This is a genomic window from Pseudoalteromonas sp. PAST1 (assembly GCF_021532515.1).
GTDB lineage: Bacteria > Pseudomonadota > Gammaproteobacteria > Enterobacterales > Alteromonadaceae > Pseudoalteromonas > Pseudoalteromonas simplex.
In genome coordinates this window covers 81,945-94,098 of record NZ_JAKGBH010000011.1, presented here as the reverse complement: position 1 = coordinate 94,098, position 12,154 = coordinate 81,945, and the positions used below count along the sequence as shown (strand labels likewise).

7 protein-coding genes are annotated in these 12,154 nt (G+C 39.6%); 3 read left to right on the top strand and 4 right to left on the bottom strand.

All coding sequences use genetic code 11. The annotated features are described in order from the left end of the window. Window positions 1-126 precede the first annotated feature (126 nt). Window positions 127-1,752, top strand: a complete 1,626-nt coding sequence (locus tag L1272_RS07600; protein ID WP_235373112.1) for an alpha-glucosidase family protein — start codon at window positions 127-129, stop codon at window positions 1,750-1,752. 224 nt (window positions 1,753-1,976) lie between these two features. Here the strand turns inward: L1272_RS07600 and L1272_RS07595 are convergent, their stop codons facing one another. Next, complete coding sequence (locus L1272_RS07595) at window positions 1,977-2,525, bottom strand: TIGR00645 family protein (RefSeq protein WP_235373111.1); 549 nt, start codon at window positions 2,523-2,525, stop codon at window positions 1,977-1,979. A 236-nt stretch (window positions 2,526-2,761) separates the two neighbouring features. Between L1272_RS07595 and L1272_RS07590 the strand changes: the two genes are divergently transcribed. Further along, window positions 2,762-3,004: a hypothetical protein gene (locus L1272_RS07590; protein WP_235373110.1), complete on the top strand. Its 243-nt coding sequence runs from the start codon at window positions 2,762-2,764 to the stop codon at window positions 3,002-3,004. A gap of 133 nt (window positions 3,005-3,137) precedes the next feature. Here L1272_RS07590 and topA read toward each other — a convergent pair whose 3' ends face one another. Both topA and L1272_RS07580 read right to left on the bottom strand, forming a co-directional pair. Beyond that, on the bottom strand, window positions 3,138-5,798 hold the full coding sequence (gene topA, locus L1272_RS07585; protein ID WP_138615908.1) for a type I DNA topoisomerase: 2,661 nt from the start codon (window positions 5,796-5,798) through the stop codon (window positions 3,138-3,140). 294 nt (window positions 5,799-6,092) lie between these two features. Continuing rightward, entirely contained in the window at window positions 6,093-9,425 is a 3,333-nt protein-coding gene (locus L1272_RS07580; protein WP_235373109.1) for a hypothetical protein, read from the bottom strand. A gap of 193 nt (window positions 9,426-9,618) precedes the next feature. Here L1272_RS07580 and L1272_RS07575 point away from each other — a divergent pair, with 193 nt between their 5' ends. Beyond that, window positions 9,619-10,950: a dicarboxylate/amino acid:cation symporter gene (locus L1272_RS07575; protein ID WP_054551461.1), complete on the top strand. Its 1,332-nt coding sequence runs from the start codon at window positions 9,619-9,621 to the stop codon at window positions 10,948-10,950. A 76-nt stretch (window positions 10,951-11,026) separates the two neighbouring features. On the opposite strand, the gene sohB is transcribed toward L1272_RS07575, so the two are convergent. Then, window positions 11,027-12,043, bottom strand: a complete 1,017-nt coding sequence (gene sohB, locus L1272_RS07570; protein ID WP_235373108.1) for a protease SohB — start codon at window positions 12,041-12,043, stop codon at window positions 11,027-11,029. Window positions 12,044-12,154 lie beyond the last annotated feature (111 nt).

The window sequence follows — 12,154 nt, the reverse complement described above, 5'->3', positions numbered from 1 at the left end:
GTGCATACGTATGCAGAGTTTTTACAGTATCACACCCTTCACGTATGCTTTTGACATTCCGGCAACATATACGACTAATGGTTGCCTTACAGTTTACACACTCTGAGTGTCACGATGGAGAAAAACATGGCTCAAAAGCAGTGGTATAAAGGTGCGGTTATTTATCAAGTGTATCCGCGCAGTTTCCAAGACACCAATGGCGATGGCATTGGTGATATCAAAGGTATCATTGATCGCATTGATTATATTAAAAGCCTAGGTGTTGATGCTATTTGGGTTTCACCTTTCTTTAAATCACCAATGAAAGACTTTGGTTATGACATCAGTGACTATCGTGATATCGACCCATTGTTTGGTAACCTTGATGATTTTGATGAACTCATTGCACAAGCTCACCAACGTGATATTAAGATCATTATTGATCAGGTATTGAGCCATACCTCAGATCAACATCAATGGTTCCTTGATAGCCGTGAAGATAAGATCAACGATAAAGCAGATTGGTACGTGTGGGCAGATGCCAAACCTGACGGTACACAACCAAATAACTGGTTATCTATTTTTGGTGGTCCTGCATGGCAGTGGGAACCGCGTCGTGGTCAATATTATTTACATAACTTTTTGACTGAACAACCTGATTTAAACTTCCATAACCCTGAAGTACGCAAAGCAGTATTAGACAATGTTGAGTTTTGGCTGAAGAAAGGCGTTGATGGTTTCCGCTTAGATGCAATTAACTTTTGCTATCACGATGCGCAATTACGTGACAACCCGGCTAAGCCACCAGAAAAACGTCAAGGTCGTGGTTTTAGCGAAGACAACCCGTACGCTTTCCAATATCACTACTACAATAATACACAACCTGAAAACCTGACTTTTATGCAGGACATTCGTGCCCTACTAAACAAGTACCCTGGTACCGTTGCATTAGGCGAAATCTCATCTGAAGATTCACTCGCAACCATGGCTGAATACACATCAGGTGGTGACAAACTTCACATGGGTTATAGCTTTGAGCTACTGACTAACGACTATAGCGCTGAATATATTCGTACAACAGTGAGTACTCTTGAGCAGCGTATGACCGAAGGCTGGCCATGTTGGGCATTTAGTAACCATGATGTAGAACGCGTTGCTAGCCGCTGGAGTAAAGGTGAAAAAATTGATCCGCAGCAATGTAAAATGCTTACTGCCCTGTTAGCGTCTTTACGTGGCAGCGTGTGTATGTACCAAGGTGAAGAGCTTGGCTTAGGTGAAGCTGAAGTCGCATTTGAAGACTTACAAGACCCATACGGCATTACATTCTGGCCAAACTTTAAAGGCCGTGATGGTTGTCGTACACCAATGCCATGGGATGCAGCAGATGCTGAGCAAGCTGGTTTCTCTACAGTAAAACCTTGGTTACCTGTAGGCAATGCACACAAATCAGTTGCGGTAAACACGCAAGATCAAGATAAAGATTCAATTTTGAATGCGTATCGTGAATTTATGGCATGGCGTAAAGATAAGAACGTACTGCTTGAAGGCGACATTGAATTTATCGAAACACAAGAGCCAGTACTTGCTTTTTATAGAACGCTCAACGACACTAAAATGCTTTGTGCATTCAACTTAGGTGCTCAAAGTAGCGAACTGACACTCTCTGATACTGTGTCTTCACTGCATACAGAGATCTCTCATCACACAGCTGAATTAAACAATAATACAGTCACTCTGCCCGGGTTTGGTTGCTTTTACGCAACCCTGAATTAATAATCAGTTGTTAAACACCAAGCCCTGCAATTGCAGGGCTTTTTTATTTCTGATCATGGTATTATACCAACCCGCAATAATACTTAATCATTTTGAGGGATTAAACCTGTCGCTAACTGCGTTAAAAATTCCTCATTTAGAACAACTAAATAACTAAATTTTTGCCTTGTTATCAACGAGGTTTTATCGCCTCAAAATAGACTACTTAATTAAGCGGATTGGTATTAGTGGTTCATGGTTTTACTATTAATGTAATCTGTAAGAGCAAACAACACCCCCGACACCACAAACGTGACATGAATTAACACCTTCCAGAGTAACTCATCTGTTGAATGGTTGTTTGAGCTAATAAATACCTTTAAAAGCTCCACAGCCGAGATTGCAACAATTGCACTAATCAACTTCATCTTAAGGCCAGAGAAACCAACCTTGCCCATCCAAACTGGTCTATCTTCATGGTTTTCTATATTTAATTTTGAAACAAAGTTTTCATAACCACTAAAAATAATAATAAGCAAAAGCCCAGCTAGTAGCGCAGTGTCAACTAAAGTCAAAATACCTATCAAAAGCTCTTGGTTTGACGCAGTGAACGTATTTAAAGCCATGCTGTATAAATATTTAAAGAACTTTAGCAGCAGTAATACCACAGCGACTAATAAGCCAATAAAGAATGGCGCTAGTAACCAACGCGAGCGAAAAATAAAACTCTCTACAACTTGTTCTAGTTTGGTTGGTACTTTCTTTGTTTTTGAATGAGTCCCTTGTTCAGACATAAGTTAGTTCACTTTTCTTTTAAAATTAGCGCGATAATACGTGTTTTGACCTTACGATTACCAGCATTAGAGGCAAAATAGTGGTTATTTTTTGCTTATCTTTACGATAAAAAAATTTCGTTATCTTTTTTTGAAATTTAGTTTATAAATTCACTCAAGCAAAGTGACATACACATTGCGCACCATTAATGTGCATTTAGCCAGTGATAATTAATTTTTTGATTAGGAATAATTAAATGAAAAAAGCATTGCTAGCACTAATTTTGGCACCTGTTTTAAGCGTGTCAGCAACGAATGCAATCGCTAACGAAGCACCTGAAGCATCAACTGAAATGATCAAAGAATACACTGAAATGTGTTTAAACTGGGCAAAAGATGATGACATCAGCAACGAAGAATTAAAGCCATACGTATTAAAATGTGTAAACGATGAGCTTGAAGCTGAAGGCTATAAAAAAGTAAAAGACGTACAAATCTAATTTTACGTCTACTTAGAATATGAAAAAACCGGAATGACACAATGATGTGCGTTCCGGTTTTTTATTTGCATCTCAAATTAACAATAAGTTTGCGCGACATTACGCCGCGACTTCGATTATATAATCTGGCGATTTATTTTTTGGCTGCTGTTTTTTTCTTAGCAGGCGCTTTCTTTTTACTTTCTTCTACCCATTTACCATTTTGGTAGTGGGCGGTCCAACCTGTGGCTTTGCCATCTACTTCACTCATTACATACTGCTCTTTATTTTTGCGGCTGTAGCGAACGACTGAAGGATTTCCATCAGGATCTTGTGTAGGTGCGTCAGCAAGGTAATAAAACTTTTCAGAAATACGATCTCTAAAACGCTTTAATTCTTCCACTTTAGGCGCACGCGTTTCACGTGATTTAGGGAAAGTATTAGCCGCTAAGAAAATACCTGACGCACCATCACGCAGTACAAAATAAGCTTCTGACTTTTCACATTCAAGTTCAGGTAAGTGAACTGGATCTTCTTTTGGTGGCGCAGCTTCACCATTTTTGAGTAACTTACGTGTATTTTTACACTCTTCATTACTACAACCGAAGTACTTACCAAAACGACCAGATTTTAACTGCATGTCTGAGCCACATTTATCACATTCGATAATAGGGCCGTCGTAGCCTTTAATTTTAAAGGTGCCTTGCTCAACGATATAACCCTTACATGCCGGGTTGTTACCACACACATGTAACTTACGTGTTTCGTCAATTAAGTATGAATCCATTGCCGTTTCACAAATTGGGCAACGCTTCATTTGCATTAGAGATTCAGTTTCTACGTCTTCGACATCCGCAGCAATAGCTTCATCGCCTGATACCAAATTCATGGTTGTAGTACAGCGCTCTTTAGGTGGCAAGTTGTAACCAGTACAACCTAAAAATACACCCGTTGATGCGGTACGAATCCCCATCTTACGACCACACGTAGGGCAATCAATATCAGTTTCGACCATTTGGTTTTGACGCATGCCACCCTGCTCTTCGTCACCTGAGGCAATTTCAAGCTGAGTTGAAAAGTCTGCATAAAACCTATCTAGTACTTGTGTCCAAACACGCTCACCCTCTGCGATGTCATCGAGACGGCCTTCCATCTTAGCGGTAAAGTCAAAGTTCATCAGATCTTCGAAGTTCTCAACTAAGCGGTCTGTAACTATCTCGCCCATTTTTTCAGCGAAGAAGCGGCGATTTTCAACACGTACATAACCACGATCTTGAATCGTAGAGATGATAGATGCATAAGTAGATGGGCGACCAATGCCACGCTTTTCTAATTCTTTAACTAGGCTCGCTTCACTAAAGCGTGCAGGTGGCTTTGTAAAATGTTGTTTAGGATCTAGCTCAACAAGCGTTAAAACATCACCTTCTTTAACTGCTGGCAGTGATTGATCTTCTTCATTCTTTTTACGAACAGCCGGTTGGACTTTTGTCCAACCATCAAAGCGAAGAACGCGACCTTTAGCTTTTAACTGATATTCGCCAGCACCCACTGTTAAGGTTGTTAAATCGTATTCTGCAGGAACCATTTGACAGGCAACAAACTGGCGCCAAATTAATTCGTAAAGTTTTTTAGCATCTGCTTCAACACCGTCTAAATGACCAGATAGTACGGTAACACTAGAAGGACGGATCGCTTCGTGTGCCTCTTGTGCATTGCCTTTAGAGCTATAACTAATCGGTGCTTTCGGTAAATATTTTTCACCAAATTGTTCTGTCACGTAATCACGACACATTTCAACTGCATCTTTCGATAAGTTAGTTGAGTCGGTACGCATATAGGTAATGTGACCCGCTTCATATAAGCGCTGAGCAAGCATCATGGTTTTCTTAACACCATAACCTAAGCGCGTACTGGCAGCCTGTTGCATGGTTGAAGTAATAAAAGGTGCGCTCGGTTTACTCTTGCTAGGCTTTTCTTCAACGCTAATGACTTTGTAGTCAGCTTTTTCGAGTTCACTAACAGCAGACATCGCCTGCTCTTCATTAACTGGCTTAAAAGGCTTGTCAGCGTGTTTAGTAACTTCTAAGCGTAAAGCAGCTTCTGTATTTTTAACATCAGCGTGGATATCCCAAAACTCTTCAGGAATAAATGCTTTGATTTCGCGTTCACGTTCAACAAGTAAACGTACTGCAACAGATTGCACACGACCGGCTGATAAGCCACGTGCTACTTTAGCCCACAGTAATGGCGACACCATAAAACCCACGACGCGGTCAAGAAAACGACGCGCTTGTTGCGCATAAACCATGTCAGTGTTTAGTTCACCGGGTGTTTCAAATGCCTGTTGAATTGCATTTTTAGTAATTTCGTTAAAAACAACTCGCTTATATTTTTCAGGCTCGCCACCAATAATTTGTTCGAGGTGCCATGCAATCGCTTCCCCTTCTCTATCCAAATCGGTTGCGAGATAGATTTTATCGGCGTTTTCAGCAAGTTTCTTTAATTCTTGAACAACTTTCTCTTTGCCCGGTAAGACTTCGTAATGTGGCTCCCAGCCTTTTTCAGGGTCAATACCCATACGAGCAACTAAATTTTTATAGTCGCGTTGCTTTTTATAGGCAGCTTTTTCTTCTGGTGACATTTTTCGAACTTCAGCAGGGGTTTTCGTCGCTGCAGTTTTTGTTTTGCCTGAACCTGAAGTTGGTAGATCACGCACATGCCCAACACTGGACTTTACGATGAAATCGTTACCTAAGTATTTATTAATTGTTTTTGCCTTTGCAGGAGACTCTACAATTACAAGTGATTTGCCCATAGTTGCCTATTTCTGACCGAGTATTTTAAAAGTTTTTTGCCCTTATAAATGTATATCAATCACATTAAACAAATAAGTATGATTTTTATCATTGGAGCACGAATATTTATAGGTATATCTACAAACACCAATTGTTACAAGCTTTTAATAGAAACTTTTCTTCATTGACTGAATAATTAAACAATTTTTGTTGCTAATTTAGTCAATGTGGTGTTTTAAGGTAATTTCAAGGGGAATATATAGAACAGCAACAAAAATGCCAACCTTCTGGTTGGCATTTTTTAAGATTTAACTTTATTTATCATCGATTATAGAAATCGAGCGGCTCACCGTTTTAGTTCCGCCAAGCTGATTTTCAAATTGGAAAGTTATAGTTAGTACACCATCTTGATCTTGGTTACCATCAGACTCCCTAGCAATTCGAACATCAGAATACATTGTTGAGTCACGATTTGTGCTCGGAATCGTTTCCTCATGCTCAATAATAGAAAAATCTCCATTATCGGCTGTTAGCGACACTTCAGTTCCAGCAGGAAGTGGATTACCAAACTCATCACTGTAAAAAATACGTACATTGATACTAGATAAACCCACTTCTAAGGTCTCAGGATCTGTTTCATTGGGGTCTGTTGCATCATAGTCTGGGTTAGCACGAGATACTTCAGATAAATCAATAGAGGCGACATCGCACCACAACGCATTATCAGATACCTCAAATACACCAGCTATTGTGCTCGAACAATCAGCAGGCACTAAAACCTCATATGGAGCAGATACTACTTCATTGGATTTTAATACAGCAAAGCGAACATATGGATCATCACCAGACATGACAACTTCAATTTGCTTACGAACTTCAATTAAATCACGGGTACACTGGCCTGCATTAAAGGCAGCTTCACTACACAATAAGCCATTATACAAACCATCTGCACCGTCATAAATTCCATTATTATTAAGATCACGCCATGTTTCGTTATGACCACCACGCGAGTTTAATTCAGAACATTGATCTGTGTTCGGATCGTAACTATCACTATCTGCATCACTGCAGTTCGCCTTGTCAAAAGTGCTATTTTCATTATGATCATTAAACGCTTCTGGTAAGTCATATAATGTGTAATATTCGCCAATATCGAATAAACCATTGCGCCTAGTTATTCCATCTGATGACTCTTCATCGACAAAGCTTTCTTGACCTTTTGCAACAGCAATAATACTTGTTCTTCCGCCTCGTATAACACCATTAGGATCGTTTTTAGCGCGAACTAATGTCCCGATACAAGGCGCTGCAGTTTCAAAATAAGGATCGCAGTTAACATCACCCGTCTTAGGGTTTATACCTTCGGTAGTTGCAGAGTTACCATCGATTTCACCAATTCTATTACCCCACTTGTAATCATAGAACGGTCGCTCACCTTGTGAACGCCACGTTACTACACATGACGCGTCAGTAGTACGACACACCGCTTCATTACTTTGTGGACCTACAGCGCCTGATTCTGTCAAAACTGTTGATTCGACACCATTACTATTAAATTGATTAAATTGATCACCAAAATAAACCGTAAGACTATTAGTAATTCCATTGTAATTCAGTGCATTAGGGTTAAAAACTTGAGGGCTTAAATCGAAACTATTTTGATCCGTAATGCCTGAATATAATGCAAGTTGCGATGATACTGCATTGATTTGCTCTGCTAGTGGTACGAGGTGAAGCGTTCCTTCAGGACAAATGTCATTTGTTGGTTCATCTGCACACAACTGCACCTCATCTGTCCAACATGATAAATCATCACCTTCTGGTAATGCAGCAACATCTGTTTTTGAAACAAAACAAGCCTTAACTACAAGAGGACCAGGCACAATACCTGAAGTGACCGTAGTTTGCACAACACCATCATTGTCTGTATTCGCTGTACGTTGAGTCAAACCAGCTAAACCAGTTGAGTCTGTTAACTTAAAGTCAATTCGCTGCTGTGGCGATACAATGCCATCGGCATCTAATAATCTAAAGCGAACGACAGACTGTGTCGGTAAGCCACCTTCACCTGGAGGAAGAGCAATTACCGGTTCTGAGACGTCGATAAACTGAATTGATTGTACTGCTGAAACTTCAACAGGGATGATCGTTGAAGCAGTAAAGTTCTTTCCGCCCGTTTCGACTGTAATATTAACAACATCATCAATTCCGCAACCATTGGCTCTATAGGTAGAACTAGCTATACCGCTTGATGATTTTACAGAGGCATCAATACTTGAATTATTGTTATCAACACATGTTGAACTAAATTCTACATCTGTTGGTGTGGTATATAAATTCCCTTCTTCGTCCTTTAAAGTGACCTCAATAATTGTACTTCCTCCAGCTTTAAGAGGAATTACATCACCATTTGAGTCAACATTTAGGCCGTTGTCCACTTCTAGAATTAAATCTGCGATACCTACTGCAAAGTTAGTGCTAATTTGTTCATCTAAAGCAGATACTGTAATTGTTCCTGCACCGCCAGTGTTACCAGGTTGGATTTTCAATAGTGCAACACCAAAGCTATCAGTCAACGCTCGACCTGATGATGGAAGGACTGTCCCTAGATCAGTTGTTACTTCGACTAGTGCATTAGCAACAGCGTCACCACTTTGCTGATTTGTTACTTCAATAAATAAATCAGCAAGTTCAGCACTCGATACCGAGTTAGTTATGCTACAGCCTGATGCTATTGAGGTCGGGTCTAGTTTTACGTTACTTCTATTGTCATCCCAAGAAGGGACACAACCAGTTAAAAGAGAAGCTGTAACCGAATACTGTATAGCATCATCAGGGGCTTCATCACCATTAGAAATAAAGCCAGCAATTTTAGTGACTGCATTACCGCTTTCATCTGTATAGGTTGCTACAACTTGACCTGCCCCTTTCGCATCACCACTGCTCAGTGTTACAAAAGCTTCACCATTTGAATCTGTTAGAGCGGTTCCTAAAACAGGCGTAATTTTACCTGTAAAATTAGTGCTGAATGAAATAAGTTGACCTGCAAGGGGCGTCTCTTCATCAAGCAAAGTTGCTGTGACTGTACCTTTATTATCTTTGCTTACAGGGTTATCAACAGTAAACGGTGCTCCAGAAGTGTCTGTAATTGTGAGGTTTAATGTGACGCTGCCGCTCACACTTGAATCATCTGATTCTGAACCATCCGATGTGAAACCAAATGTGTCGCTGTAGGTATCTCCATCAAGAGCGTAGGTAGCAGTTACTATACCAGCGCCAGCAGTATCACCTGCCGTAAGTTTAATAGAAGCAACACCATTGCTATCTGTTAGATCAGTTCCAGATACTGGATCTAAAAGACCAATATCGCCGTTTAAGCTAAAGTTAATCACAACCCCAGCAACAGCTTCATCATTATTTGTTAATGTAGCAGATATTGTTAACGGAGAGTCAGCTGTTACCTGATTATCTTGTTCACCAGATGACAGCGAAAAACCTTGTACTGCAATTTCATAACTAGCTTCAGCTGTTGAATCATCCCCACCATCAAGCGAACCACCATCACTTTCCAGTGAGCCACCGCCACCACATGCAGCTAATAATGAGCTGAAAACTATTACACTTAGCCATCGAAATAAAGGCATTGACCTCTCCCTAGTTAGCTATTTCAAACTTTGTTTTATTATTTACCTAATATTAACCTAAAATCAGTCCGAAAATAATCATTTTTTTATTCATTTCTTAACGAATTAATTTAATTATTTATCGAATTTTTCTGTATAAAAATCCTTATGCTGGTAGTCTATGACAAAATTTATAACAAGATAGATTAGGTGTATGTCAAAAGTACGGTCTTTAAGCCTTACATCGCGTATCATGGTTGGTATGGTACTTGGTGTAGTTGTTGGTTTTATCTTTCAAGCCATTTTAGCGGGTGAAGACGATTTCCTTATTCCATTAGGGTTATTCTCTTTACCTATTAAAGCTTTTTTTGTTGATGGTATTTTCCATGTTGGCGGGCAAATATTCATTGCAAGCTTAAAAATGCTTGTGGTGCCTTTAGTATTTGTATCACTTGTTTGTGGAACTTGTAGCTTGAGCGACCCAAAAAAGTTAGGTCGACTAGGTGGTAAGTCTATTTTGCTTTATTTAGCGACAACGGCAATCGCCATTACTGTTGCTATCACCTTGGCGTTATTAGTGAATCCAGGTGAGGGAATCAATTTACCTTCAGATGCTAACTATAGTGCGAAAGAAGCTCCCACCCTTGCGCAAGTCATTATTGGTATGTTCCCAACAAACCCTATTGATGCAATGGCAAGTGGCAACATGCTCCAAGTTATCGTTTTTGCCTTGTTATTTGGTGTTGCGATGGCACTCAGTGGAAAAGCAGGTAAACGAGTGGCCAGTGTTTTTGAAGATTTAAATACCGTAATTTTAAAGCTTGTAACACTGCTTATGAATATTGCACCGTATGGTGTATTTTTCTTAATGGCAAAATTATTTACAACCATTGACTTAAAGCTTATCACTAGCTTGGCCTTATATTTTGGTGTCGTTGTTTTTGCTTTATTATTTCACGGTTTTGTGAATTACAGCCTGTTACTTAAGCTGTTTACAGGTCTAAACCCTATTACATTTCTAAAGAAAATGAAAAATGCCTGTTTATTTGCATTTAGTACATCAAGCTCAAGCGCAACTATGCCTATTACCCTTGAAACAGCAAATAAAAAGTTAGGTGCTCATAACTCTGTTGCTTCTTTTACCGTGCCCCTTGGCGCAACCATCAACATGGATGGTACGGCGATTATGCAAGGCGTTGCGACTGTTTTTATTTCGCAAGTTTTTGCAGTAGATTTAACGATTTCTGATTATCTGATGGTTATTTTAACCGCAACCCTTGCTTCTGTAGGTACTGCTGGTGTTCCGGGTGTAGGCCTTATTATGTTAGCTATGGTATTAAATCAAGTTGGATTGCCTGTAGAAGGTATTGCTATCATCATTGGTGTCGACCGCTTACTTGATATGACGCGAACCGCTGTTAACGTGACCGGTGACTGCATGGTGACCTGTGTGGTTGCAAAATCTGAAGGTGAGTTTGATGAGGACGTATTTAACGACCCAAATGCCGCTAAAGATTTAGAAGATTACCATAAATCTATTAATTAATTTCACACTAATTAACTCATAAAAAAACCCGCTAAATAATAAGCGGGTTTTTTATACTGCTTTCATGTTTTTAAATTTAAGGGTTTAAGCCTTTTAAGCGAGACATTAAAGTCACTCCTGCTTTACTTACCCCTGAACTTAATCCGACGGCGAGCTTATCGCTTAAATTCTTCTTAACACGGTATTTTACTTTAAAGATTTGACGTTCTTTAGCTTGGCTCAATAAGATATCATCACTTGTATCAATCTTATCAACTAAACCTTTATCAAACGCTTGAGTAGCAAACCAATGTTCACCGGTTGCAACAGTATCAATATCTAGAGATGGACGCTGCTCACTCACAAAGGTTTTAAATAAACCGTGGGTTTGTTCAATTTCTTCTTTGAATTTTTCACGACCTTTATCGGTATTTTCACCAAAGATAGTTAGCGTACGCTTGTATTCACCTGCGGTGATTTGCTCAAAATCAACATCATTCTTTTTCAAGATTTTATTAAAGTTAGGAATTTGCGCAATAACACCTATCGAGCCAACAATGGCAAAAGGTGCTGCAACAATCTCATTGGCCACACAGGCCATCATATAGCCGCCACTTGCTGCTACTTTATCAATAGCTACCGTTAAATGAATGCCAGCATTACGTAAGCGTTGCAGTTGAGAGGCAGCAAGGCCATAGCCGTGCACCACACCACCACCACTTTCAAGGCGAACCAGTACGCGGTCTTTTTCTTTGTCAGCAATGGTTAAAATAGTGGTAATTTCTTCTCGTAGGCTTTCTACTTCGTGGGCATCAACACTGCCATTGAAATCAATGACATATAAACGCGATTTAGGCTCGTCGTTTTGCTGTTTTTTAGCCTCAGTTTTTTGCTGTTTTTGATGAGCCTTGAGCTCTTTTTTAGAAAGGGTATTTTCGATAAAGCTTTGTTTTAGATCATCAAGTTGCTCACTTAAATCATCAATTGTTATCTCCCCTTTCTTCGCTTTTGGTTTCACTGCTGCGCCCATGATAATGGCAACAATCACTGCAATTGCGATGACAAATGTCAGGGTCTTTGCAAAAAACAACCCGTATTCATATAAAAATTCCAATCAAACTCTCCATTTATTAATACTTCGGCACAATTTACCACGCTTTAAAGCAAAAAAAAGCCACATGATGTGGCTTTTTACTTAATTGGTTATTACGTAATTAATAGCATT